This is a genomic window from Candidatus Pelagibacter sp. PS_44, from assembly GCF_059417735.1.
In genome coordinates this window covers 60710-84545 of sequence record NZ_CM182063.1, presented here as the reverse complement: position 1 = coordinate 84545, position 23836 = coordinate 60710, and the positions used below count along the sequence as shown (strand labels likewise).

Here is a 23836-nt window from a genome sequence, read left to right as displayed (position 1 = left end):
AATTGGCTATTGTAAAATCAAAACTTCTAAAACAACTAGCAAAAAACTACCCAAATTTTTTAAAAAAAGACTTAGAAAAATTTACCAACATAATTCTTAACGAGATTAAATTTGCTCTTAAACGAGGTGATCGAGTTGAGTTGAGAGGTTTTGGGGTTTTTTCTACCAATATTCAAAAAGCAAGAATATCTAGAAATCCTAAGACTGGTGAAAAAGTAAATACCCCCCAAAAAAAAACAATTCACTTTAAAATGGCAAAAGATATGTTTAAAAAATTAAACAATGAAGAATAAAAATATTTTTGTAGCCTGTGATGTATCAAGTCAAAAAGAAATATTAGATTTATTAGAATTAATTCACGAAGACATATCTGGCATAAAAATTGGGCTTCAATACATCACCCAAAGAAGTCCCAATGAAATAAGAGAGCTTTCAAAATTTAATAAACCTATATTTTATGATGGTAAATTTTTTGACATTAAGAACACACTAGTTGAGTCTATTAAGTCTCTTGAGGAACTTAATGTAAAATATGCAACAGTACATTTGTTGAATGGATTAGATGCTCTTAAAGCTGCAAATCTAGCTGCTAAAAATATTAATATAAACCTTTTAGGTGTTTCAGTTTTAACAAGTTTTGGAGACGAAGATCTATCTAGATTAGGTTTTAATAATAAAGTTGAGGATCAAGTTAAAACTTTAGTCAAAATTGCAATGGATGCAAATTTATATGGAGTCATTTGTAGTCCACTTGAAATAAAAATGATTAAATCTATTGCACCAAAACTTAAATGCTTTACTCCAGGAATTAGAATGGATGACTTAAAAGATGATCAAAAAAGAACTCTTACTGCTAATGAAGCAATTGAAGAAGGTAGTGACTGCTTAATAATTGGCAGACCTATTACTAAAGGTAACCCAAAAGAAAATTTAAAAAATATCCTTTCATCAATTAAATAAATGAAGTGTAAAATTTGTGGAATCTCAGATTCTAAAACATTAATTCATTTAACAAATCACTCTTACCCTCCTCAATATATTGGTTTTATTGTCAATTACCCAAAATCTAAAAGATTTGTTCCTTACGAAAAGCTTAAGCAAATTTTAAATGTAGATAAAAAAAAATCAAAATATGTAGCTGTATTAGTTAAACCAAATGAAAATATTCTAGAGGAAATAAAAAATTTACCTTTTGATTATTACCAGATTTATGACGCCACCCCATCTGAAATTAATTTAATTAAACAAACATATAGAAAAAAAATTATTGTTTCTCTAACCATTAGCGGTAAAGAAGATGTAATGAAATATTTAGACTACTGTGATATTGCGGATATAATTTTATTTGATAGCAAAGGTTATGAAAAAAGTATGTCTTTTGATCATCAATTAATTCAAGATATTAAAATCAACAAAGAATTGATGTTAGCTGGAAATATTCAAGTTGAGGATAACCTTGAAAAATATAAAAAAATAGCTGATATTATAGATATTTCTGGTGGCCTAGAAACATCTGGAATAAAAGATATTTCAAAAATAAATAATTTTTTAGATAAATTAAAACGAATTAATAATGAAACTTAAAAAGAAAATTCCTTTAATAGACCAGCATGATAAAAGTGGATTTTGGGGAGGAAAATTTGGTGGAAACTTTATACCTGAGACTTTAAAAAAGCCTGTTGAAGACTTAACGATATTATTTCAAAAACTAAGACATGATAAACAGTTTCTTAAACAAAGAGATCTATATTTTAAAAATTATATAGGCTCACCTACTTCATTTGTAAAACTTGAAAACCTGTCTAATCATCTGAGAGGGGCTCAAATATACGCTAAAATGGTATCTGAGGCGAACGGAGGCGCACATAAAATCTATAATGCAACAGTGCACTGCCTTATTGCCAAAAAGGCAGGAAAAAAATACGTCGTTGGTGATACTGGTGCGGGCTATGCTGGAAAAATGCTAAGTATGGCAGCAAAAAAATTTGGTCTTAAATGTAAAATATTCATGGGTGCGAAAGATATAAAAAGACAAAAACCAAATGTAGATGCAATGAAAAAAAACGGTGCTGAGGTGGTACCTGTTTACTCTGGAAGTCAAACATTGGTTGATGCTGTAAGTGAGTGTATGCGTTACTGGGTTTCAAATTGTGATAATACTCATATGTGTGTTGGTTCAACTGTTGGTCCAAATATATTTGTTAAAATTTGTGGTTGGAGTACTGCTCAAATTTCAAGAGAACTAAAAATTCAAATTAAATCAGAATTCAAAAAAATTCCAAAGAAAATTAAACTAATTAACTGTGTGGGCGGCGGAAGTTCAGCTTATGGATTTTGGAGTGAGTTTATTGACTATGATAAAAAACAAATTGAGTTAATAGGTGTTGAAGCTGGTGGACCAAAAAAATCAAAATTACATGCCGCTCCTTTAACAAATGGAGCTAAACTTGGTATTTTACATGGTGCGGCTGCTTATGTTTGTCAAAACAATGAAGGTCAGATTAATGATACTGCGTCTATTTCTGCTGGACTAGATTACCCTGGCGTATCACCTATTCACTGTTTTTTAAAAGATACCAAGAGAGCTAGATACACATCAGCAACTGATGAAGCTGCATTAAATGCCTATCAATTAGTCACAAAACTTGAAAAAATAAATCCTAGTTTAGAACCAAGTCATGCTTTTGCAGAAGCTATAAAAATTGCTCCTAAATTAAGTAAAGATACAATTATTATAGTAAACTCATGTGGGGATGCAAAAAAAGATCGTGATATTTTAAAAGCAAGATTGGGGAGAATTAAATAGTATGTCTTTAATTAATCTTGCATTTAAAAAAATTAGAAATGAAAAAAGACCTGCATTACTAACTTACACAGTAGCTGGAGATAACACTAAAAAGAAATCTCTTCAGATACTAAAGTCAATTGCAGCTTATGCTGATATTTGTGAGATAGGGTTTCCACACAACACTCCAATTGCTGATGGGGGTCAAATACAATCTAGTGCTTATAGGGCCTTAAAAAATGGAATTAAAATTAAAGATGTTTTTTCAATTGTAAAAGACTTTAAAAAATTTAATAAAACTAAACCTGTAATATTGATGGGTTACTATAATATGATCTATCAATATGGAGATAGTAATTTTATAAATATTTGTAAAAAAGTTGGCGTTGATGGATTAATTGTTGTTGACCTTCCCTATCCTGAAAATAAAGAATTTGCAAAAAAATGTAAAAAAAAAAATATTAGTTTTATTCAGTTATTATCCCCAACTACCTCTACTAATAGGATGAAACAAATTGTCAAAGACTCACATGATATGGTCTATTATATAAGTATGCTATCAACTACAGGTGGCAAACTTAAAGTTTCACCAAAAGTTATTCTGGATAGATATAATAAAATTAAAAAATTAAATAAAAATAAAAATATTGTAATCGGATTTGGAATTACTGAAAAAACAATAGCATCTCTCCGAAAAGCCGATGGATTAGTTGTGGGTAGCGCTTTATGCAAAGAAATATCAAATTCAATAAAAAAAAGACAAAATCCTGTCACAAATGTAACTAATATTGTAAAAAGATTAAAGAATAAAATATTATGAATTGGATAAAAAAAACTTTACGTTTTGGTGAAAAAATAAAAACAATTATTAAGCAACGTGCCAGTAAAGCTGAAATTGCTAACAGTGATTGGACCTCATGTTGTAAAGGGCCAATTTTAAAAAAAGATTTAGAAGATAATTTATGGGTTTGTCCCTCTTGTAATAAACATCATAGAATTAGTCCCCGTCAAAGATTTGATATAATTTTTGGGAAAAATAATTATGAAGTTTTAAAAACTCCAATACCTCAAGACGATCCTTTAGAATGGCATGACTCAAAGCCATATAAAGATAGGTTAAAATCTGCGAGAAAAAAAACGGGAATGGAATGTGGAATGATGGTAATTAACACAAACATTCAAAGTATAAAAGTGACAGTTATAGCGTCTGATTTTGATTTTGTAGGTGGATCTATTGGCGCTGCTGAAGGTGAAGCTTTTTTATACGGTATTCAGCATGCTATTGAGAACCAACAACCTTTTGTAATTTTTACTTCTGGTGGGGGAATGAGAATGATGGAAAGTCTTATTTCATTAAGTCAAATGACTCGAACAACTTTAGCGATTAATGAACTTAAAAAGAATAATCTTCCTTATATAGTTGTATTAACGGACCCAACCGCTGGAGGTATAACAGCATCATATGCAATGCTCGGTGATATACATATCGCTGAACCAGGTGCTTTAATAGCTTTTGCTGGAGCTCGTGTAATCCAAGGAACAGTTCGAGAAGAATTGCCGGTTGGCTTTCAAAGAAGTGAATATGTTGAAAAAACTGGTTTTGTAGATTTAATAGTTGAAAGAAAAGATTTAAGAGAAAAAATTAGAGTATTATTATCAATATTGTTAAAGAAAAATTCTGCTATAAATTCAGATACAAATGAAACTTCAGAAGATAGTAGAACACTTACAAAAGCTGCATCCTAAAGAAATAGATCTTAGTTTAGATCGTGTTAAAGAACTCTGTAAAAAATTAGGTAATCCCCAAGACAAAATCAAAGCTATATCTGTAGTGGGTACCAATGGTAAGAACAGCACAATTAATGCAATCTTTTCTATTTTAAAAGAAGCTAATTTCAAATGTAATATTTACACAAGTCCTCATATTCTAAAAATAAATGAAAGATTTGTCTTCAATAATGAGCAATTAAGTGATGATGAGTTAGCTGATTTATTTGAAGAAGTAGAAAGTATCAATGAAAATAAACCCATTACATTTTTTGAAATATTAACAGCATCTTATTTTTATAAAGCTGTTCAATACCCAGATAATATTAATCTTGTAGAAGCTGGCTTATTTCACCGGTTTGATGCAACTAATATACTAAAAGAAAACTTAGCTAGTGTTGTATGTTCGTGTTCTATTGACCACACAGACTGGCTACCAAAAGATGAAAGAACAATTGAAAAAATTATATTTGAAAAAACATCTACACTTTTAAATTCAAATATTATTGTAGCTAAACAAAGCGCTAAAGAGACAATGAATTGTATTAAAAAAACTATCTCTCAAAACCCATCTGGTAAAGTATTTTTTAATGATGATTTTAGTTACTCAATTAATGAAAATGGTTTCTTCTATTATGAGGATAAATTAGGTGGATTAAAACTTCCAAAGCCTAATGTTCTTGGTCAATATCAATTAGAAAATATTTCAACTGCAATAGCGACCTTAAGAACCTTGGATATTGGTATCAAGGACGAACATATTCAAAGAGGTGTTACAAAAATATCTAGCTTAGCAAGACTTCAGGAAATTAAATCTGGTAAATTAAAAGAGTTAGTCAAAAACAATAAATTAATAGTTGATGGAAGCCATAACGAAGGTGGTGCTAAAGCATTAAACGAATATCTTCAAACCTTAGATTGTAACAAACATGTTATTATTGGAATGATGGCAAACAAAGAACATGAAAAATACATCAATTACCTTAAAGATGTTTCGTCTATAACCACCATAGATTTAAAAACTCAACCAAACTCTATTAGTGGAAAAGATTTAAAAGAGAAATTTAAAAGTATACCTAATGTTCAATATCAACCAGATATTAAGCAAGCTATTAAATCGATTGATTTAAAAGAAGGTGATCTTTTATTAATTACAGGATCTTTGTATGGTGCCGCTGAAGTATTAAATTTAAATTAGATATTTTTATCTAAAAACTCTTTCATTTGACTTTCGGCTACTCCTCCAACCTTCCTGTCGATTTCTACACCTTTTTTATAAACAATAACGGTGGGCACGCCTCTTATTCCAGCAGCCGAACCTGTGTTAATTCCACCATTTTCAATATCGGCATAATAGAAACTAGCTTTATCTTTATAATTTTCAGATAACTTTTCCATTACAGGTTTTAAAGCTTTGCAAGGTTGGCACCATTCTGCAGAAAATTGCACAATAGAAACATCTTCATTTTTTATTTTTGTTTCAAATTGTTCGTCTTGAAAGTCAATTATCATATTAGTTTTATAAATTTTTATTCTATAAATTCAATATCAAAAAGATATTTTTTTGTTTAATTCACAAAGTAGTTATGCTTGTTCATATTTTTTCTGTATTCCTTCAACAAATTCGTTAATTTCATCCAAAAACTTAAGTTTATCCTCATCTTTTTCATTTGTATATCTTTCCCTTAAATTATCACATTCATAATAAAATTCTTTGCAAGTCCACCATTTCTCTTTTTCATCGCTTAAAATTCTTTCAGCTATTCCTCTTTTAATCACTTTATACATATCTGGTGGTAACGTTTCTGGTGACTCTTGATATATTATTTTTTTTCCAAAACTCACCATTCTCTCATCCTCAAATTTATCTAATAATATTAATTTATCCTTCCATGATGCTGCATGCCATTTTGGAAATAAAGCTGTATCTTTTTGAGGTGTAAATTTTTTATAAATAGTTTCTTCAGCTAGTAAATCAACCTGTGAGTCAAATTGAGCTTTTTCTTCAGCAGCTTCTCGTAATGCGGTTAAAACATTTTGAGAGAATTTTTCATTACTATTTACTAATTTTGCACGCTCTTTAATTAGATCGGGATCAAGATTGCTATATGGTTCAACTTGCAGTCCATAACTTGCATCTAAAATTATAGGAGCTTTATTTGATCGTATAGTTCTTAGAAATTTTAATTTTTTAATAGCACTTTTAAGTTCAGAAATTGACATATTAAATAATGGGATCGGATCAATTTTAAGATCAAACGCTTGACCCCACTGATAGATTGGATGAATACAATGTTTTGGGTGGAGTGGTGCAACTACAAATCTATAGTTTTTACCAAAATGATATTCAGCTAATGTAAACATTTTTTCAGTTTTAAATATTGTCTCAGTATCACTCTTGTTTGCTGTTCTTAAAAATGTATTCCAAGTCTGAGGTTGATTTTTTTTAATTAATCCTAAAACCTTAACTGTTAGTTCTGCATCGAATAAAGCACTATGGGCACCACTTGATTCAAAGCCATTCATTCTAGCTAGCGACTCTAGTTTCATTACTGGATTACCTTTTGCATTTATTTCAGTTTTTACAACACTTTCATCGACTGCATGAGCACCTCTTGCAATGTTTAAACCATCATGTCTTTTGTTGGGGGTTGCATTGGTGATATAAGGATATCTAATTCCTCTAAAAAATTCGTTTCTTATCATCTCATCATCAAAGCCAATGTTTGACCAGCCCATAAATATTGCTGGGCTCCATTTTTTAAATGTAGCTTCTAACTGAGATAACATTTGGTAGTGACTTAAATTTCCTTTAGTTAATAAATCAACACTAGTTTTGTTAACTATTAATGCCATTGCTTGAGGAACTTCTCCTTCTGGCAATCTACATCTAAAATTAAAACGATCTAATTCTTTAAAATTTGGGTCAACTAAAATACCCCCTACTTCAATAATACTTCCCCATGAAGTATTGGCTGAACTACTTTCTATATCCCAAATTGCTAAATTCATATTAGTTCATATTCCGTTGATGATAGTATTGTTCTACTTTTTCTAAAAACTTGTTTTGATATTCTTCTAGTTTTTCACCTTGAATTCTAAAGTCTTGAAATAAATTATCTACAGTACAAAGTAAAACAATTCCTTGAGTTATTTTTGAATTATGGACAATGTTATGAGCTAATGAATAGGCACCTAATTGAAGATAATAGTCTTCAATCCACTCTTCTTTTTTTGGTTTATTGGACTGCTTAAAATCTATAATAGTTTCTTGTCCTTCATACACACCTACTGCATCACATGTGCCCGCGTATTTGCCTGGATAATATAATGTTGCTTCAATACCATAAATTTCCGACAATTTTCCTTTAATACCTTGTTCGATAATTTCATCTGCCATTTTTTTAGATTTACTAGCCTCTTCTTCTATTAGCTCTAAATTTAATTGACCTAATAAGTATTTTTCTAAATGAGAATGCATTGATGTACCTCTGCTTGAAGCATCATTTTTAATTCTATTCGCTTCTGCAGCACCTACTCTTGCTTTCCAATTTGCAAGGGATGCTTTTTTTTCTTCACTTTGTGTTGCTTGTAATATGGAAGTTACCGATGGAAGTTTTTCTTGATTAACTGAATACATTCTCGAACCACTTACAATTGACCTCATAGATTTTGGATAAGTAAATTTATTATTCCATTGCATATATTTTGTTATAAGCGTTATTTAGAAAAAAAAGAAATTAATTTTTGGCTTGTTTTGAGTGGTCAACAAATTTTTCTACATTTTCTGTTTGAATTGCTTTTTCGATTTGTTCAGGATCTTTAATATTCTCTAACGTTCTAGTAATTGATCTTGCGTCTGTCCCAAACTTGTCAACAACCATCATTGCTTCTTCTAATTTTTTTCTTAAAGCAACTATATTTTCAAAATGTTTTCCAAATCTTGAGCTAATTGTTTTTAAATGATCATAAATTTCTGTTGCACCTTTTTGAACCTTTAGAGATTGAAAGCCCATATGTAGTGATTGCAGATATGCTGAAAGTGTATTTGGTCCACAAATTACAACTTTATGTTTTTTCATTAACTCTTGAATTAATAATTCTTTGCTAGTTGGGTCTTGGTATTCAGTTAGTTCTTTATATAAACTTTCAGTTGGTGCATAAACAATTGCAAAATCTGTAGTTTTAGGAGGAACAATATATTTCTCATTAACACTTTTAGCTTTAGCTTTAAAAGCAGTGGCTAATTTTGCTCTGGCATCTGCAACAGCTCTTTTATCATCCGCGTCATAACCATCAGTAATAGCTTTAAATTTTTCTACTGGGAAATGACTATCCACTGGAACTAGAACATCGCCTTGAAGCTTAATTGCAAATTCAACATTTTCACTTGTGTCCTCTTTCATCTTAACATTGGTCATAAATTGAGAAGCAGGTAATAAGTCTTTAATCAGTGCATCTAATGAAAACTCTGCAAGTGTTCCATATTTTTTAACTCCAGCCAAAATTTTTGTTATACCTTCTTGGCTTTTATTTAATAACTCTACTTGGTTATTGAAGTTACCAACTTTTTCATCAACTTTTGTTAAAGCTTCTGTCATATCTTTAGTAACCCCAGTTGATAGATTGTTAAACGAGGTCGACATAGATCCTAGAGAAGTATTAATAGTAGTATTTAAGGTATCTTTTAATGAGGTGATTTCGGTTTTTAAATTTGCTATTTCTTCATTTTCCTTATTTTCACTTACATCATTAGGTTTTGATCTTAAATTTAGATAAAGAATTGAAGATGCTATGCCAACTAATATGATCAGTAAAATTACTAAGATTATATCCATGATTCTATTATATTATTTTATAGTAAAAATTTGATTAATATATTTAAATATTTACAATTAAATTATGGACTTAATCTTAGTATTCAAAATAATATTTATTATTGCAATTATCGTTGCATCCTATGCTGTAATTAGAAATCTTGATATTATTAAGATTATTTTGATTTATTGGAAAGATCTAATTCTTCGAAAGTAGTTTAACTAGTTTTTTAACTTCTGGTTTTTTTACAGATGATTTAGATATCATCATGCAAGCTACAGATTCTAAAATTTCACCATCTTTTAAAATACGTAAGTTATTAGCTTTTAAAGTCTCACCAGTTGAAGATATATCTGTAATAATTTCGCTTGATCCTGTGAAAGGATAAGCTTCAGTTGCCCCTAAACTTCCAACTAACTTAAATTGAGTAACTCCTTTTGAAAATAAAAATTCTCTAGTTAAATTTGGATATTTTGTTGCTACTCTTAGTCTTTTCTTTTTCTTATCTTTAAACTCAAATGCAATTTCTTCTAAATCTGCAACGGTTTGAACATCTATCCATGGGTCTGGTATTGCAACAACTAAAGTTGCTTTTCCAAAATTATACTTTTTAGATACGCTAACTTTATTTTGAATATTTACTTCACTCTCTTTTAATAAATCATAACCTGAAAATCCAAGGTCTAATGAACCATCTGCAAGTCTCTCTATAATCTCTCGTGCATGTAAATATAAAGCTCTAACGTGAGACAATTGTTTTATCGATCCTAATAAATCCCTTTCTCCTCGTTCAGAAATCAGATTAAATTTATTCTTTTTAAATATTTTTAGAACATCTTTTCTAAGTCTACCTTTACTTGGAATACCAATATTAATTATATTTTTTTTCATTAGTAATTTAAATTTAAGGCAGCTCCTACTGCAGCTACTTGATTTTTTGAACCTAAATCAGAAATTAATTTATCGTATCTTCCACCGTTAATTATATTTCTATTCTTTGACTTAGACTTAATATCAATTTTAAATACCATGCCGGTGTAATATTCTAGTTGTCTTCCAAATGAAGCAGAAAAAACTACATTTAGTTTTGAAATTTTATTTTTTGAAGTTGGAAAATATTTTTGATCAACTGCTAAATTAATCTTGTTTTTTTTAAAAAATTTATTTAGTTCATTTGCAGCTTTATTAATTGGACATTTGATTTTAAGAAACTCTTTTATAATCTTTGATATATTTTTACCCTTACTAGCTCCTCTCGGGTCTCTAATTTTATTATCAAACCTTTTTAAAATTTCATTAATTGATCGACCTGCAATAACTTTAGACTGACCCTCTTTTAGCATTTTAAAATATCTTTTTTTGTCAATCTCAACGATTGTGGGATCAACATCTGAATTAGTCTCTAATCTTTTTAAAAGATCATTAAAATATTTCTCCCTCCAAAAATGCCTTGATAATCTTAACTTCCATCGCTTTGGAATATCTAGTTTTGAAATTAACAAATTAAAAATTTCAACATTGCCAATTGTTAATGTGCCTGATGTATATTTTATATTTTGAAGTGATTTTAAGGATGTATTAATGATATCTTTGTCATCATTCTTTTCATTTTTTGACCCAATGATTTCAAATCCAACTTGATCTCTAATTATAGAGTCTTTTTTATTTTGTGATTTTCTATAAGCTTGGCCACTGTAAAAAATCTTCTCTTTTCCCTTTAAGTTATTTTCTAAATATCTAAGACATGATGCAATGGTTAAATCAGGTCTTAAACAAAGTTCACTTCCATTTTGATCTATGAATGAAAATATAAATTTTCTAAAGTTTTCACCTGATCTTTGAACAATATGGTTAGCTTCAATTACTGAAGGTAAATCAATATACTTAAATCCTTTAGATTTTACTGATCTAAGGATTTTTTCAGATAAGTTTTTTGACTTCATTAATTAAATCAGCTTTTGGAATTGTTCGATTATTTTCACCTTTAACACCTTTAAGGTTTTTAATAGTGACTGTGTTGTCATTAAACTCATTTTCTCCACAAATTATTGCAACTGGTAATTTACGTTTATTTGCAAAGGTTAATTGTTTACCTAGATTTTTTTTGCTATCTAAAAAAATTTCAGCATTAATATTATTATCTCTTAACTGATCAACTAATTCATAATAATTTTTTAGGTATTTTTCATCCATTACACAGACTAAAACTGGTTTTTGATCCTCTATTTTAATTTGATCTAGTTGCATTAAAGCAAATAATAATCTGTCAACACCAAAACTTATTCCTGTTCCTGGAATATCAACACCTCTAAATCTTGATATCAATTTTGCATAAGCTCCCCCTGAACATATGCTTCCAATATCTACTTCTTTGCCTTTATTGTTTGAGACTTTAAAATTTAAATTAGTCTCTACAATAAAGTCAGAATAATAAGCAAGGCCTCTAACGATTGTAAAATTAGTTTTAACCCGATTTAAATTTGATCCATATCCAAGTACTTCAAATACATTTTCTAACTCACTTATTCCTTCTTGGGATAATGGATTTTTTAAAGTTTGTTTTAGTTCTTTTAAATCTTTTATTTTTAGAAAATTTAATATTTGTGCTGCTTGATCATCAGATAACTCAGCTCCTTTAGTAATGGCGCCACTTTGATCTTTTCTCTCTTTTTTTAATAAATCTTCAACTCCCTTTAAGCCAAACCCTGGTTTATCTAATTTATCGATTGCTCTGATAACTTTTATTTGTTTTTCTTCAGAAATTTTTAATTCATCAATTAAACCTTGTACAATTTTTCTATTACTCACATTGATTGTAAATTGATCTTTGTTTAAACCACAATCTGATAATGTGCTTGATATTAAATTACAAAGTTCTGCATTAGCTTGAGCAGGATTAACGTTTCCAACAATATCAAAGTCTGCTTGGATAAATTCTCTGTAACGGCCATTTCCAGCTTTTTCATTACGAAATACATTTTGGATTTGATACCGCTTAAAAATAGATGGAAGTTCTTGATTGTTTTCAGCTACAAATCTTGCGAGTGGGCTTGATAAATCATATCGAAGCGTGATACTTTTTTCACCATCTTGGAACGAGAATACATCAGACATAGGATTGCTATCGTCCTCTGCAAGAAAAGATCCTATGTTTTCACTAATTTCAAACGAAGGGGTTTCAAGAGCTTCTGCTCCAAACTTAATAAAATTATTCTCAATAGCTTTTAATAGCTTTTTTTTGAGAAGAAGTTTTTTATCCCAACGATCTTCAAATCCTGAAGGTAATCCAGGAACTAATTTATTTTCTTTATTCATTTTTTGGTACCCGGGCTGAGAATCGAACTCAAACTTAAAGTTCCACAAACTTTCGTGCTAACCGTTACACCACCCAGGCATTCCTTGTTTTTATATTATTTTTGTGTGGATTAAAAATTATATTATAAATAAATAGCCTACAGGCTATGGAAACAGATTCTATGAGTACTTCTTGAAGTCTCTCTATATGTAATATTTATAATCATGAGCATCTTTTAGACAATAAATTATAATTTTCAATACCTAAATACAAAAAGGACGTTATCTTATTTTTCAAAGATAAAACGCCCTTTTAAATATGTGAAATTAAAGAACTAATCTATTTTTTTTAGATTTATAGCTGAAGGGCCTTTTGGGCCATCCTCCATCTCAAATTCTAGCTTATCACCTTCATTAAGAAAACGCATACCAGCATTTTTGACAGCTGATGCATGAACAAATGCATCTTTTTCTTTGTCGTCTCTTTCAATAAAGCCATAGCCTTTTTTGCCATTAAACCACTTTACTGTTCCTTTTAGCGTGCTCATTTTTTACTTATCCTTTTATTATTTATATGAAAAAAATTATTTTATTTTTTTAATCATTTCAATAGGAAATTAAAAAATGGATATTCAAGGTATGGTGCCTCGAGCATGATTCGCACATGCGACACAAGCCTTTTCAGGGCTCTGCTCTACTCCTGAGCTACCGAGGCATTTGTTTACCCTCTAAAAGTGATCCGACCTTTAGTTAAGTCGTAAGGTGTCATTTCGACTTGAACCTTATCACCTTGAAGTACTCTAATTCTGTTCTTACGCAATTTGCCTGCTGCATGAGCTGTTACAATATGGCCGTTCTCTAACTTTACTCTAAACATTGCATTTGGTAATAAATCCTCAACAATTCCTGAGAACGATAGCATTTCTTGTTTTGACAAATTTATTTTCTCCTAATTCTTTTTTCTACTGACTTAGCGTGTCCCACTAAACCTTCGTAGTTTGCAAGTGTTATAACTGATGGTCCAAGGGTTTCAATCCCTTTTTTTGATAGGTTTATATATGAAATTCTTTTATAAAATTCATTAACACTAATACCACTGGAATATCTTGCTGAAGAATTAGTTGGCAAAACATGGTTGGAGCCCGCGTTATAATCTGTCATAGCCATGACTGCATATTTACCTAAGCAGATAGATCCTGAATTTCTAATTTTTCCTACCATTTTTTTATAGCTTTTAATATTTAATTCTAAATGTTCGGGCGCAATTTTATTTACTGTATCAATAATTTTTTGATCTGACTGCATGTGAATTAAAATTCCATTGTTACGTAAACTATTTTTTGCAATTTGAGATCTAGGCAACTTTTTTAATTGTTTAATGATTTCATCATTAACCTTTTTAATAATCTTTTTATCTTTTGAAATTAATATGCATTGGGCAAGACTATCGTGCTCTGCTTGGCCTATTAAATCACTTGCAACCCATTCAGGATTTGAAAATTTATCACAAACAATTGTAACTTCTGAAGGGCCTGCAATCATACCTTCAATTCCAACATCTCCAAAAACTTCTTTCTTAGCTGCCGCAACATAAGAGTTTCCTGGACCAACGATTTTATCAACTTTTTTAATTTTCTTAGTGCCATATGCCAAAGCTGCTATAGCAGAAGGTCCACCTATGGAATAAATCTCTCTAATTTTACATTTTTTTGCAGCATATAATACTGCAGGATTTTGAACCCCTTTTTGTCCAGGATTAATCATGACAAGTCTTTTTACCCCAGCAACAATTGCTGGCACCGCATTCATTAAAACACTTGAGGGGTATGATGCTGTAGAGCCAGGCACATAAATAGCAACCGCTTCAATAGGCACATATTTATATTCAAGCTTGTTTTTTAAATTATCAGTATAAGAAATATTCTTAAATTTTTGAAATGAATGAAATTTATAAATTCTATTATAAGCAAGATCAATTGCTCTCTTCACTTTTGGATCTAGAGATTTAATAAGTCGATTAATCTTTTCTTTATTTGGGGCAATTATACTATTTTTATTAAATCTTTTTTCATATTTTAAAATAGCTTTATCACCATTTGCTTTAACATCTTTTATAATTTTAATAACTGAAGCTGAACTAAGTTGAATTTTATTTTTTCTTTTAGATAATAAATTATCTAAAATATTATCAAAGTTTTTATTTTTACTGTCTAATATTTTAATCATTAATTAGCTTTATTTTGGTCATCTAGAGTTACTTCAATTATCTCAGCTGACAATGCAATATATGCATTATTTTCAAAAATTAAATTTATTTCATAATTGTCATTATTTTTTAAATAATCTATGCCAATTAACTCTAATTCTTCATCTGAATTGTTTTGTTTTATATTTTTAGACTTAACTTTATCTACAAATTCAAACTTACAAATACTGTTAACTTTTTTATCTTTTTCATCTGTTTCTATTTTCAATCTATTTAGCGAGAGTAAAAAAACTTTGTTTAACGGAAGGTATTTTATATTATCAATCTTAACTTTGGCCCCAGAACAACATGCGGATATCAACTGTAATCCCTCATTATCTGTAGCTATTATTTTTGATAAATATTTTTTATCCATTAATTAATCCTTCTTATTTTTACCCCTACCCTTTTTAATTTTTTTTCAATATCTTCATATCCTCTATCAAGGTGATAAATTCTATTAATTATAGACTTTCCTTTAGAAGCAAGTGCTGCAAGAATTAACGATACAGAAGCTCTTAGGTCAGTAGCCATCAATTCAGCTGCTTCAAATTTAATATTTCCTTCTATTATTGCTTTGTTTCCATTAATAGAAATTTTAGCACCCATTCTATTTAATTCTGCAACGTGCATAAATCTATTTTCAAATATATCTTCTTTAATAGAGGACTTTTTATTAGCTTTACATAATAAGACCATCATTTGAGCTTGGAGATCTGTTGGAAATCCTGGATAAGGAGATGTTTTAATATTTATACTTTTAATTTTTTTACTTCCATGAATTACAATTTCATTTTTTTTTAATATAATTTTTGATCCTATTTTCCTTAAAACATTAATTTCAGTATTAATTATTTCAGGATTAATTCCAGTAACTTTTAAATTTCCTTCAGTCAATGCAGCAGCTATCAAATAAGTGCCTGCTTCTATTCTATCAGGCATTATTTTATAACTTAAATCTTTAAGTATATTTACACCCTCAATTTTGACAGTTCTTTTTGCAATCCATTTAATATTGCATCCCATCGTGATTAAAAAATTAACTAAATCTTTAATTTCTGGCTCAATTGCACAATTTGATAAAATAGTTTTTCCTTTTGCTAAACATGAGGCTATGATTAAATTTTCCGTAGCACCAACTGATACTTTTGGAAATTTTATGTTTGCACCTATTAATCCTTTTGGAGCATTAGCATAAACATAGCCTTGAATGATTTTATAATTGACCCCAAGTTTTGAAAGAGCGAGTAAATGTATATCAACAGGTCTAGTTCCAATTGCACAGCCACCTGGTAATGAAACTTTTGCTTTTCCAAATTTTGCAAGTAAAGGACCTAGAACCAAAATTCCTGCTCTCATAGTTTTAACTAAATTGTAAGAAGCAAAAGTTTTATTTTGCTTCTTATTTTTAATAATCAAATTTTTTTTGTTATAACTGATAGCTGAACCAAGAGATTTTAATAAAAGTATCATAGTTTCAATATCTTTTACTTTTGGCAGGTTTGATAAAGATACTTTTTTATTTGATAACAATGTGGCTGCTAAAATAGGAAGAGATGCATTTTTTGAGCCAGAAATTTTAACTTGTCCTTTGAGCTTTGCTGCTCCAAAGACTTCCAATTTTTTCATGATTATACTTTTGGTAAAGTTACTCCAGTTTGACCCATATATTTTCCTTTACGGTCAGCGTATGAAGTTTCGGGAGATTGATCTCCTTTCAAAAATAAAAATTGAGCAACACCTTCATTTGCATAAATCTTTGCTGGAAGTGGTGTGGTATTTGAAAATTCAAGGGTAACGGTTCCAAAAAATTCAGATTCAATAGGGGTTACGTTTACTATAATTCCTGTTCTAGCATAAGTACTCTTACCAACAACAATGCACATGATGTTTCTTGGTATTTTAAAAACCTCTATAGTAGTTCCTAAAGCAAAAGAGTTAGGTGGGATAATGATATAATCAGAGCTTTTTTTAGTTACAAAATTATCTGGTGTAAACTCTTTAGGATCAACAATTGAGGAGTTAACATTGTGAAAAATTTTAAATTCATCTCCTGCTCTCGCATCATAACCAAATGAACTTAGACCATAAGAAATTTTACCCTCTCTGACCTGTTTGTCTATAAAGGGAGAAATCATTGCCTCTTCAACTGCCAACTTTCTTATAGATTTGTCGGAAAGTACTGACATTATTTACTTTTCTTCTTATTTTTTTTTTGAAAAATTTTTCTTTTTTTTAAATTTTTTTTAAGAGCAAGACTTAACTTCTCATTTTTTTCTTTATCATTCATTGTTTATCTGGATTAGTTAGAAAATCTAATGTGATAGGTTTTGATGCATCTAAAACCTTCTCTGGCTCTTGTTGAGCCTTTGGACCTTCTTTAGCTTCTCTTTTTGCTCTTTTTTCTGCAAGCTTTTTTTCTCTCTTAGCTTGCTTTTCCATGAGCTTGTTTCCTTTAGTAGATTTATAATCGTAATGAATTCCCATAAAAATTTTCCTTCAATAGGTATAAATCATTATATGAAAAAAATTAAGGCAATATTTTGAAAAAAATGATTTATTATAAAAATACTCAATAAATACCAAAATAGCCCCTATAGTTAAATGGCATAACGTGTCCATGGTAAGGATAAATTTCAAGTTCGATTCTTGGTGGGGGCACCATAAATCAATTTTTTTCAATTAATTGAACAAAATAAAAAAATTTAAAACTATATAACTTTAAACAGTTTAAAATTCCGAAGATGTTTCAAAATATAGATTTTGTTTACCCTCAAGTCTATCTTTAAAAAAAACTGAGATTGATTTTATTTGTCAAAAAGTAAATCTTATTATTAAATAACAATATTCTATTCTATATATTTTTTATGAAATTTTATTAAGGGATTTTCCTGGAACAATCTGATTCCATTAAAATTGAACATTTTTTTTGAAGTATTGTAGATAATTTTATATCCAATATTTGTGGAAATATCTCCAGTCATCACTGTTTTAGGACTCCAAAAAAATGCAAATAAAAAAAATGCAAATGCACAAAGAGATTTATTATAAAAAAATTTACCTAATATTGAATTATTAATTTCTAATTCATTTTCTATTATGGAATTTTTTATAAGATAAAAATAGAGTAAAATTGCAAACGTATAAGTTATATTTATCCATCTACCCCAATCATACCCAAAAATAAATAACATTAACGCTGGGCAATAAAGAATAAAAAATACTGTCTTTAATTTAAAGTTTTTTGTGATAAAATTATTTTTTTCAATAAACTTAGTTTTTGATATAAGAATGTTTAAAGGTAAAAAACCAACTAAAAAAATTAAAATATATCTAAAATAATGAGTAAAATTTGCATTGTCATGTATCCACAAAGTATCAAAGTGGATTGTGCTAGTGATCAACATGCTTGCAGACATGTAGCATCTTTCGCTATAATTGGTGCTAATAAAATTACACATTAATTCATGTCCAGTATTGCTTAAAGGTGTAATGAATATGTAAATAAAAGTTACAATTCCTGGAAAAAAAACAATTAATGATTTTTTAAGTACTTCTTTAAATGTTTTTAAATTATTTTTAATTATAAATACTGTTAAAAAAAATGGAAAAAATAAAACTACCTGCTCCCAAAGTAAACAAACAACTGGACTTACAAAAAATATTAAATAATTAATGATCTTAGTACTAAATTTATTTGCACAAAAAAAGATGGTAATTAAAAAAAATAAAAATAAAATAATTTCTTTTCTGCCCAATACTTCTAATTCTGCTATTGGATATAATAAAAAAATAGGCGCATAGAGTGCGAATTTTTGTAAAATATTTAATTTTAAATTTCTTAAATAAAAATATATTAATGCAAGATAAGTTGTATGGATTATTGTTTGAATAAAAAATATTGATCTTCTTAACGAAATATCCAACAAATTTGCAAAAATCATAGCGATCTCACCACCAAGTCCTCTTCTGGTAAAACCACCTTGATAGTTAATTAACCATTCTGATATAGATGAGTCATTTTCAACAAGGTGTTTTATGTCTAACCAAAAAATTACTAAGCAAATGTTTACCAAAATGAAAATAAATAATGGTTTTTTTAAGAATTGATATTTCATTTATTAGAAATTTTTTTTTTGAGAATTAATGATATCAATAATATAATAATGAAGCCTATAATTGGAAAGTATATTTCAGGTAGCACCAATAAAGAAATTAATGGTGGAAACTTTTCAAATTTAAATAATGCTTCACTTAAGCCACTTGCAAAGCTGCTTAATATAAACACAGAAGGTAAAATTCCTAAAAAAGTTCCTATAAAATAATTTTTTGCATTTATATTAAATATTACCGGTAATAAATTTGCTATAAAGAAAGGAACAAAACCAACAAATCTAAATATAATCATTACCAATAAATGATTTTTACTAAAGAGAGTTTCAAATTTTTTAAATTTATATAATAATTTTTTTTTTAAAACTTCATAAAAAAAATATTTTCCAATTATATACAATGCTAAAGCACCCATAGATAAACTGAATGTAGCTAACAAAGTTCCAAGCCATTTACCAAATACAAAACCGCCCACTAAGATTATTGGACTTCCAAAACCAAGTAAAAAAACCCATAGTACCGTAAAAAGAAAAAAAAATATCGACATAAGAAATAAGTTATTACTTTTTAACTCATTTAACTTGTCAGCGTTAGATTGAATAATCTTAATACTGTTAATCTCTTTCAAACTAAAATATGAAAAGAAAAAGTATAAAAATAAGCAAATAGATACTAGATAGAAGATACCTAAAGTTATCTTAACTTTTTTTGATTTTTCCATAATTTACTTAGAGTAATATAAAATCTTCTATTTGCTATTTATACATTTAATTACTATAAAGGGCGAAATTTATTAAAAATTAAATATATCCTATGAAAAGAACATATCAGCCTAAAGTTGGAAAACGTCTTAAGAAACATGGCTTCAGATCAAAGATGGCAACTAAAGGTGGAAAAAAACTTCTAAAGAGAAGAAGAGCTAAGGGACGTAAGAATCTTACAGTGTCATCTACCCAAAAAAAACCTCAGGGTAAATAATTCAAACTAAATGAAAAGCAAAATTGTTGCTCTTTCTAAAAACGAAGATTTCAAAAATTTACTAAAGAAAAAGAAAGTCTCAAACAAGTATATCACTCTTTTTTTTAGTCCTCTCGCAGATAAAGATAATAAAAAACTAAATATTAGCTTTGTAGTTAAAAAAAAACTTATCCGTGGTGCTGTAAAGAGAAATAAAATTAAAAGAAGATTAAGAAATATTATGAATGAAGCAGTAAAAAAAATATCAATTAATTTAAATTATTCTTACCTTGTTATTGCGAAAATAACTATGCTAAACAAAGAATATGCTATAATAAAAGATACTTTGTTCAAAGACATAGAAAAAATTAAATAATGAGAATTATATCAAATATTTTAATTGGCCTAATTAAACTTTATAAAATGATTATTAGTCCTTACTTAACGCCTTCTTGTAGATATCTACCAACTTGTTCTGATTATTCTATTGAGTGCTTAAAAACATATGGTCTAAAAAAGGGAGTACTAAAAAGTACTAAAAGAATTCTATCATGTCATCCTATTAAAATATTAGGTGGTGGTGAGGGATTTGATCCAGTTAAAAAAGAAGTAAAGGCTAAAAAGTAATGGATACAAAAAACGTAATTGCAGCAATATCTCTATCAGCAGCTGTAATTGTTTTATACTCTCTTTTTTTTCAGCCTGATCCCGCAACTATAAAACAAAATCTAGCTGAACAAAAAAAAATTGAAAACAATACAGATACTCCAAGCTTAGATAAAAATGAAAACTTTGCAAAACTATCAAGAACAGATGCTTTAAAAGAAAATGATAGAATTCAATTTGAAAATGAAAGTGTTATTGGATCAATTTCTTTAAAAGGTGCAACAATAGATGACTTAACTTTTAAAGAATATAATGTTGAACTGAATAAAAATGAAAAAATAGTCTTACTAAACCCAAGAAATGTTGAAGATGGTTACTTAATTGAAAGTGGCTTTGTAAGCACTAATAAAAATATTGATATCCCTGATGCTTCTTCCGTCTGGGAGATTTCTGGAAATAAAAGATTAACTAATAATAATCCTGTAAAACTAACATGGAGCAACTCTCAAGGCATCACATTTGAAAAACATATAAGTCTAGATGACCAATTTTTATTTACTGTAAAAGAAAAAATAATTAATTCATCAGATAAATCTTATAATTTTTACTCCTACGGGCAAATAATTAGAAATAAAATACCAGAGATATCTGGCTTTTATATTTTGCATGAAGGGTTTTTATCTGTACTTGATGATCAATTAATTGAAGAAGATTACGATGATATCCAGGAAAAGAAATTTACTCAAATTGCACAAGAGGGATTTGTTGCTATTTCAGATAAATTTTGGGTTACATCAGTTATACCACCAAAAGGAAAAGAGTTTAAAACAACTTTTGATTATAAAAATAAATTCAGAGCCAACTACATATCAACTAAAGGTATAGAGGTTAAGGCAAACAGCTCTATTGAAGAAAAAATTCAAATTATAGTTGCAGCCAAAAGAGTAAGTGTCATTGATGGTTATGCTGAAAATTTAGATATCAATAAGTTTGATCTAGCAATTGATTGGGGCTTTATGTATTTCATTACAAAGCCTTTATTCTTTGTATTGGATTACTTCTTTAAATTACTTGGTAATTATGGTTTAGCAATTATTGCTGTCACTATTTGTATTAGATTGGCTTTCTTTCCTCTTGCCAACTTTAGTTTTAAGTCTATGGGAAAAATGAAGTTATTAGCACCTGAAATGGCTCGTCTAAAAGAATTGCATAAGGATGATAAAATGAAATTGCAACAAGCGATGATGGCTCTTTATAAGAAAGAAAAAGTTAATCCTATGAGTGGTTGTCTACCTATCCTAGTTCAGATTCCAGTTTTCTTTGCGCTATATAAAGTATTGTTTGTAACCATTGAAATGAGACACATGCCATTTTATGGATGGATACATGACTTAAGCGATAGAGACCCAACATCTTTATTTAATGTTTTTGGTTTGATTCCATGGGATCCACCTTCTTTCTTATTAATAGGTGCATGGCCAATAATTATGGGAATCACGATGTGGATTCAGCAGAAACTTAACCCAACACCACCAGATCCTATACAGGCTAAAATATTTATGTTTTTTCCGGTATTTCTAACTGTAATTCTTGCACCCTTTCCTGCAGGTCTTGTTATCTACTGGAGCTTCAACAATATCTTCACAATGATTCAACAATATATTGTTCAAAGAAAAATGACTATCAAAACAACATAAATGTCATCGTTAAAAGAAGAAGAATTAACAAACATCCTACCCAAAGACGGCCCAACAGTTAAAGAAGTAAAAAAATATTTAGAAAAGTATAATGATGAATTTATTGTCATTAAATGCGGGGGCAGTGTTTTAATTGATCCAAAATTGTTTAAAATTTTTATTGAAGATGTTGCTGTTTTAAAAAAACTTGGTTTTAATCCCATAGTTATCCACGGTGGTGGAAAAAGGATAAACAACAAACTAGATGAGCTTAATATTAAAAGTGATTTTATTAATGGACTAAGAGTTACAGATAAAAATACTATTAATATAGTTGAAGATGTATTGATTGAATTTAATAAAGAAATTGTCAATGCTTTAAAGGATCAATCTTGTGAAACAAAAGGGATTACTTCAAAAGAATACAATATAATAGCTGTAAAACCTGAAAGTGACAAATTAGGTTTTGTAGGCACTCCCACTCACATTAAAACTAATGTTTTAAAAGAAACTATTAAAGTTAATGAAGTACCCATTGTTGCACCATTAGGGTTAGATGAAAACAATCAAACTTTTAATATAAATGCCGATACTGCTGCAGGATCAATAGCAATTGAGTTAAAAGCTAGAAGATTAATGATTATCAGCGATGTAGAGGGCGTATTAGACAGTGAAAAAAAACTAATCCCTGAAATAAATTCTAAAAAAGCTAATGAATTAATTGATCAAAAAGTAATTTCTGGTGGAATGATACCTAAAATTAAAAATTGTCTAGATGTTGCCAGTAAAGGAGTTAAGGCCGTTGTAATAATTGATGGAAGAAAAAATCACTCACTCCTTTTTGAACTATTGTCTGATAAAGGTTCAGGAACTTTAATAAGAGAATGAAAAATTTAATTAATACTAAATACTGGCTATTCGACTTAGATAATACTTTGTATTCTGGACAAACAAAGGTTTTTTCTGAAGTTGATAAAAAAATGTCTTCTTTTATTTCAAAGAAATTTAATGTGGATTTAATTAAAGCAAAAGAAATTCAAAAAGAATACTTCTATGAATATGGAACAACATTATCAGGATTAATGACTCACGATAAAATTGATCCACATGAATTTCTGGAATTTGTTCATGACATTGATATTAGCTGGCTTCCTAAAGATGAATTGCTGCGGGAAGAATTAATTAAAATTAAAGAAAAAAAATATATTTTTACTAATGGTTCTCATGCCCATGTTGAAAATGTAACTAAACAACTAGGTATAGATGGTTTGTTTGATGGAGCATTTGATATTGTTGATGCTAATTTTATACCTAAACCAAAAATTGAACCTTATAAAAAAATAATTGAAAAATTTAATCTTGATCCAGCAAAATCAATATTAATCGAAGATATTGCTCATAATTTAGAACAAGCTAAAAACTTGGGAATGAAAACTTGCTGGCTTGAGAATGATGAAGTATTTGCAAAAAAAGATGCGGATAAACCATATATTGATTATAAGATTAAGAACTTGCCTTCTTTTCTTCAAGAAATTAATGTATTAAAAGCACAATAAAACTAACCTACTAACGATA

The 23836-nt window shown here is 28.8% G+C and carries 29 protein-coding genes and 3 tRNA genes; 14 read left to right on the top strand and 18 right to left on the bottom strand.

All coding sequences use genetic code 11. From position 1 onward, the window contains the following. Nucleotides 1-2: 2 nt before the first annotated feature. Genes AC5SLO_RS00460 through AC5SLO_RS00430 form a run of 7 tightly spaced genes read left to right on the top strand, consistent with a single transcriptional unit; the run spans nt 3 to nt 5750 of the window. Nucleotides 3-293 (top strand): HU family DNA-binding protein, encoded by a 291-nt coding sequence (locus AC5SLO_RS00460; protein ID WP_271516542.1) that lies wholly within the window; start codon nt 3-5, stop codon nt 291-293. Then, nucleotides 283-960 carry an orotidine-5'-phosphate decarboxylase gene (gene pyrF / locus AC5SLO_RS00455; RefSeq protein WP_494573257.1) on the top strand — a complete coding sequence of 226 codons (678 nt, stop codon included), beginning with the start codon at nt 283-285 and terminating at the stop codon, nt 958-960. The genes AC5SLO_RS00460 and pyrF overlap by 11 nt, the downstream gene beginning before the upstream one ends. Then, nucleotides 961-1584: a phosphoribosylanthranilate isomerase gene (locus AC5SLO_RS00450; RefSeq protein ID WP_494573256.1), complete on the top strand. Its 624-nt coding sequence runs from the start codon at nt 961-963 to the stop codon at nt 1582-1584. Beyond that, nucleotides 1574-2806 carry a tryptophan synthase subunit beta gene (trpB, locus tag AC5SLO_RS00445; RefSeq protein WP_494573255.1) on the top strand — a complete coding sequence of 411 codons (1233 nt, stop codon included), beginning with the start codon at nt 1574-1576 and terminating at the stop codon, nt 2804-2806. Before AC5SLO_RS00450 ends, trpB begins: the two co-directional genes overlap by 11 nt. Before the next feature lies 1 nt (nt 2807). Then, nucleotides 2808-3605: a tryptophan synthase subunit alpha gene (gene trpA / locus AC5SLO_RS00440; protein WP_494573254.1), complete on the top strand. Its 798-nt coding sequence runs from the start codon at nt 2808-2810 to the stop codon at nt 3603-3605. Continuing rightward, entirely contained in the window at nt 3602-4531 is a 930-nt protein-coding gene (locus AC5SLO_RS00435; protein WP_494573253.1) for an acetyl-CoA carboxylase carboxyltransferase subunit beta, read from the top strand. The genes trpA and AC5SLO_RS00435 overlap by 4 nt, the downstream gene beginning before the upstream one ends. Then, nucleotides 4485-5750 (top strand): bifunctional folylpolyglutamate synthase/dihydrofolate synthase, encoded by a 1266-nt coding sequence (locus tag AC5SLO_RS00430; protein ID WP_494573252.1) that lies wholly within the window; start codon nt 4485-4487, stop codon nt 5748-5750. The genes AC5SLO_RS00435 and AC5SLO_RS00430 overlap by 47 nt, the downstream gene beginning before the upstream one ends. On the opposite strand, the gene AC5SLO_RS00425 is transcribed toward AC5SLO_RS00430, so the two are convergent. The 16 genes from AC5SLO_RS00425 to AC5SLO_RS00350 all read right to left on the bottom strand — a co-directional run bounded on the left by AC5SLO_RS00425 (nt 5747) and on the right by AC5SLO_RS00350 (nt 17396). After that, nucleotides 5747-6064: a thioredoxin family protein gene (locus AC5SLO_RS00425; protein WP_494573251.1), complete on the bottom strand. Its 318-nt coding sequence runs from the start codon at nt 6062-6064 to the stop codon at nt 5747-5749. The two genes, AC5SLO_RS00430 and AC5SLO_RS00425, sit on opposite strands and share 4 nt — an antisense overlap. A 72-nt stretch (nt 6065-6136) precedes the next feature. Then, nucleotides 6137-7564 (bottom strand): exonuclease domain-containing protein, encoded by a 1428-nt coding sequence (locus AC5SLO_RS00420; RefSeq protein ID WP_494573250.1) that lies wholly within the window; start codon nt 7562-7564, stop codon nt 6137-6139. A gap of 1 nt (nt 7565) precedes the next feature. After that, nucleotides 7566-8255, bottom strand: a complete 690-nt coding sequence (locus AC5SLO_RS00415) for a hypothetical protein (RefSeq protein ID WP_494573249.1) — start codon at nt 8253-8255, stop codon at nt 7566-7568. 37 nt (nt 8256-8292) lie between these two features. Continuing rightward, complete coding sequence (locus AC5SLO_RS00410; RefSeq protein WP_494573248.1) at nt 8293-9390, bottom strand: DNA recombination protein RmuC; 1098 nt, start codon at nt 9388-9390, stop codon at nt 8293-8295. Between the two features lie 178 nt (nt 9391-9568). Beyond that, a complete protein-coding gene (hisG, locus tag AC5SLO_RS00405) occupies nt 9569-10261 on the bottom strand; it encodes an ATP phosphoribosyltransferase (protein ID WP_494573247.1) in 693 nt (230 codons plus the stop codon). After that, nucleotides 10261-11313 carry an ATP phosphoribosyltransferase regulatory subunit gene (locus tag AC5SLO_RS00400; protein ID WP_494573246.1) on the bottom strand — a complete coding sequence of 351 codons (1053 nt, stop codon included), beginning with the start codon at nt 11311-11313 and terminating at the stop codon, nt 10261-10263. The genes hisG and AC5SLO_RS00400 overlap by 1 nt, the downstream gene beginning before the upstream one ends. After that, the gene (hisS, locus tag AC5SLO_RS00395) at nt 11291-12685 is read right to left on the bottom strand and encodes a histidine--tRNA ligase (RefSeq protein ID WP_494573245.1); all 1395 of its coding nucleotides are present in this window, start codon (nt 12683-12685) and stop codon (nt 11291-11293) included. The genes AC5SLO_RS00400 and hisS overlap by 23 nt, the downstream gene beginning before the upstream one ends. Before the next feature lie 4 nt (nt 12686-12689). Further along, nucleotides 12690-12764: transfer RNA gene (locus AC5SLO_RS00390), tRNA-His, on the bottom strand. Nucleotides 12765-12999: 235 nt separating this feature from the next. Next, complete coding sequence (locus AC5SLO_RS00385; protein ID WP_271516577.1) at nt 13000-13212, bottom strand: cold-shock protein; 213 nt, start codon at nt 13210-13212, stop codon at nt 13000-13002. Nucleotides 13213-13304: 92 nt separating this feature from the next. Further along, nucleotides 13305-13379 (bottom strand) — tRNA-Phe (locus AC5SLO_RS00380). A 6-nt stretch (nt 13380-13385) separates the two neighbouring features. Then, nucleotides 13386-13601: a translation initiation factor IF-1 gene (infA, locus tag AC5SLO_RS00375; protein ID WP_006997427.1), complete on the bottom strand. Its 216-nt coding sequence runs from the start codon at nt 13599-13601 to the stop codon at nt 13386-13388. Nucleotides 13602-13603: 2 nt separating this feature from the next. Next, a complete protein-coding gene (gene hisD, locus AC5SLO_RS00370; RefSeq protein WP_494573244.1) occupies nt 13604-14890 on the bottom strand; it encodes a histidinol dehydrogenase in 1287 nt (428 codons plus the stop codon). Further along, nucleotides 14890-15285: a DUF2948 family protein gene (locus AC5SLO_RS00365; protein WP_494573243.1), complete on the bottom strand. Its 396-nt coding sequence runs from the start codon at nt 15283-15285 to the stop codon at nt 14890-14892. The genes hisD and AC5SLO_RS00365 overlap by 1 nt, the downstream gene beginning before the upstream one ends. After that, on the bottom strand, nt 15285-16538 hold the full coding sequence (gene murA / locus AC5SLO_RS00360) for a UDP-N-acetylglucosamine 1-carboxyvinyltransferase (RefSeq protein WP_494573242.1): 1254 nt from the start codon (nt 16536-16538) through the stop codon (nt 15285-15287). The genes AC5SLO_RS00365 and murA overlap by 1 nt, the downstream gene beginning before the upstream one ends. A gap of 2 nt (nt 16539-16540) precedes the next feature. After that, nucleotides 16541-17098: a dCTP deaminase gene (dcd, locus tag AC5SLO_RS00355; RefSeq protein ID WP_494573241.1), complete on the bottom strand. Its 558-nt coding sequence runs from the start codon at nt 17096-17098 to the stop codon at nt 16541-16543. Nucleotides 17099-17195: 97 nt separating this feature from the next. After that, the gene (locus AC5SLO_RS00350) at nt 17196-17396 is read right to left on the bottom strand and encodes a hypothetical protein (protein ID WP_494573240.1); all 201 of its coding nucleotides are present in this window, start codon (nt 17394-17396) and stop codon (nt 17196-17198) included. Nucleotides 17397-17499: 103 nt separating this feature from the next. On the opposite strand from AC5SLO_RS00350, the gene AC5SLO_RS00345 reads away from it, so the two are divergent. Then, nucleotides 17500-17573, top strand: a tRNA-Thr gene (locus AC5SLO_RS00345). A 185-nt stretch (nt 17574-17758) separates the two neighbouring features. Here AC5SLO_RS00345 and AC5SLO_RS00340 read toward each other — a convergent pair. Then, nucleotides 17759-19027, bottom strand: a complete 1269-nt coding sequence (locus tag AC5SLO_RS00340) for a hypothetical protein (RefSeq protein WP_494573239.1) — start codon at nt 19025-19027, stop codon at nt 17759-17761. Next, entirely contained in the window at nt 19024-19743 is a 720-nt protein-coding gene (locus tag AC5SLO_RS00335) for a TVP38/TMEM64 family protein (RefSeq protein ID WP_494573238.1), read from the bottom strand. Before AC5SLO_RS00335 ends, AC5SLO_RS00340 begins: the two co-directional genes overlap by 4 nt. A 92-nt stretch (nt 19744-19835) precedes the next feature. Between AC5SLO_RS00335 and rpmH the strand changes: the two genes are divergently transcribed. Genes rpmH through AC5SLO_RS00305 form a run of 6 tightly spaced genes read left to right on the top strand, consistent with a single transcriptional unit; the run spans nt 19836 to nt 23817 of the window. Beyond that, nucleotides 19836-20000: a 50S ribosomal protein L34 gene (rpmH, locus tag AC5SLO_RS00330; RefSeq protein ID WP_271516905.1), complete on the top strand. Its 165-nt coding sequence runs from the start codon at nt 19836-19838 to the stop codon at nt 19998-20000. 10 nt (nt 20001-20010) lie between these two features. Then, nucleotides 20011-20355 (top strand): ribonuclease P protein component, encoded by a 345-nt coding sequence (gene rnpA, locus AC5SLO_RS00325; protein ID WP_494573237.1) that lies wholly within the window; start codon nt 20011-20013, stop codon nt 20353-20355. Further along, nucleotides 20355-20606, top strand: a complete 252-nt coding sequence (yidD, locus tag AC5SLO_RS00320) for a membrane protein insertion efficiency factor YidD (protein WP_494573236.1) — start codon at nt 20355-20357, stop codon at nt 20604-20606. Before rnpA ends, yidD begins: the two co-directional genes overlap by 1 nt. Then, the gene (yidC, locus tag AC5SLO_RS00315) at nt 20606-22282 is read left to right on the top strand and encodes a membrane protein insertase YidC (protein WP_494573235.1); all 1677 of its coding nucleotides are present in this window, start codon (nt 20606-20608) and stop codon (nt 22280-22282) included. The genes yidD and yidC overlap by 1 nt, the downstream gene beginning before the upstream one ends. Further along, on the top strand, nt 22283-23149 hold the full coding sequence (argB, locus tag AC5SLO_RS00310) for an acetylglutamate kinase (protein WP_494573234.1): 867 nt from the start codon (nt 22283-22285) through the stop codon (nt 23147-23149). It begins immediately after the preceding gene. After that, nucleotides 23146-23817 (top strand): pyrimidine 5'-nucleotidase, encoded by a 672-nt coding sequence (locus tag AC5SLO_RS00305; protein ID WP_494573233.1) that lies wholly within the window; start codon nt 23146-23148, stop codon nt 23815-23817. The genes argB and AC5SLO_RS00305 overlap by 4 nt, the downstream gene beginning before the upstream one ends. The last annotated feature ends 19 nt before the right edge of the window (nt 23818-23836 follow it).

Coding starts and splice junctions, on each gene's coding strand:
- trpB (WP_494573255.1), top strand. CDS start 1,574: ATGAAACTTAAAAAGAAAATTCCTTTAATAGACCAGCATGATAAAAGT.
- AC5SLO_RS00415 (WP_494573249.1), bottom strand. CDS start 8,255: ATGCAATGGAATAATAAATTTACTTATCCAAAATCTATGAGGTCAATT.
- AC5SLO_RS00335 (WP_494573238.1), bottom strand. CDS start 19,743: ATGGAAAAATCAAAAAAAGTTAAGATAACTTTAGGTATCTTCTATCTA.
- rnpA (WP_494573237.1), top strand. CDS start 20,011: ATGAAAAGCAAAATTGTTGCTCTTTCTAAAAACGAAGATTTCAAAAAT.
- pyrF (WP_494573257.1), top strand. CDS start 283: ATGAAGAATAAAAATATTTTTGTAGCCTGTGATGTATCAAGTCAAAAA.
- yidC (WP_494573235.1), top strand. CDS start 20,606: ATGGATACAAAAAACGTAATTGCAGCAATATCTCTATCAGCAGCTGTA.
- AC5SLO_RS00450 (WP_494573256.1), top strand. CDS start 961: ATGAAGTGTAAAATTTGTGGAATCTCAGATTCTAAAACATTAATTCAT.
- AC5SLO_RS00435 (WP_494573253.1), top strand. CDS start 3,602: ATGAATTGGATAAAAAAAACTTTACGTTTTGGTGAAAAAATAAAAACA.
- AC5SLO_RS00420 (WP_494573250.1), bottom strand. CDS start 7,564: ATGAATTTAGCAATTTGGGATATAGAAAGTAGTTCAGCCAATACTTCA.
- rpmH (WP_271516905.1), top strand. CDS start 19,836: ATGAAAAGAACATATCAGCCTAAAGTTGGAAAACGTCTTAAGAAACAT.
- AC5SLO_RS00400 (WP_494573246.1), bottom strand. CDS start 11,313: ATGAAGTCAAAAAACTTATCTGAAAAAATCCTTAGATCAGTAAAATCT.
- AC5SLO_RS00340 (WP_494573239.1), bottom strand. CDS start 19,027: ATGAAATATCAATTCTTAAAAAAACCATTATTTATTTTCATTTTGGTA.
- trpA (WP_494573254.1), top strand. CDS start 2,808: ATGTCTTTAATTAATCTTGCATTTAAAAAAATTAGAAATGAAAAAAGA.
- argB (WP_494573234.1), top strand. CDS start 22,283: ATGTCATCGTTAAAAGAAGAAGAATTAACAAACATCCTACCCAAAGAC.
- murA (WP_494573242.1), bottom strand. CDS start 16,538: ATGAAAAAATTGGAAGTCTTTGGAGCAGCAAAGCTCAAAGGACAAGTT.
- AC5SLO_RS00385 (WP_271516577.1), bottom strand. CDS start 13,212: ATGAGCACGCTAAAAGGAACAGTAAAGTGGTTTAATGGCAAAAAAGGC.
- hisS (WP_494573245.1), bottom strand. CDS start 12,685: ATGAATAAAGAAAATAAATTAGTTCCTGGATTACCTTCAGGATTTGAA.
- AC5SLO_RS00425 (WP_494573251.1), bottom strand. CDS start 6,064: ATGATAATTGACTTTCAAGACGAACAATTTGAAACAAAAATAAAAAAT.
- hisG (WP_494573247.1), bottom strand. CDS start 10,261: ATGAAAAAAAATATAATTAATATTGGTATTCCAAGTAAAGGTAGACTT.
- AC5SLO_RS00305 (WP_494573233.1), top strand. CDS start 23,146: ATGAAAAATTTAATTAATACTAAATACTGGCTATTCGACTTAGATAAT.
- yidD (WP_494573236.1), top strand. CDS start 20,355: ATGAGAATTATATCAAATATTTTAATTGGCCTAATTAAACTTTATAAA.
- AC5SLO_RS00410 (WP_494573248.1), bottom strand. CDS start 9,390: ATGGATATAATCTTAGTAATTTTACTGATCATATTAGTTGGCATAGCA.
- hisD (WP_494573244.1), bottom strand. CDS start 14,890: ATGATTAAAATATTAGACAGTAAAAATAAAAACTTTGATAATATTTTA.
- dcd (WP_494573241.1), bottom strand. CDS start 17,098: ATGTCAGTACTTTCCGACAAATCTATAAGAAAGTTGGCAGTTGAAGAG.
- AC5SLO_RS00350 (WP_494573240.1), bottom strand. CDS start 17,396: ATGGGAATTCATTACGATTATAAATCTACTAAAGGAAACAAGCTCATG.
- AC5SLO_RS00430 (WP_494573252.1), top strand. CDS start 4,485: ATGAAACTTCAGAAGATAGTAGAACACTTACAAAAGCTGCATCCTAAA.
- AC5SLO_RS00365 (WP_494573243.1), bottom strand. CDS start 15,285: ATGGATAAAAAATATTTATCAAAAATAATAGCTACAGATAATGAGGGA.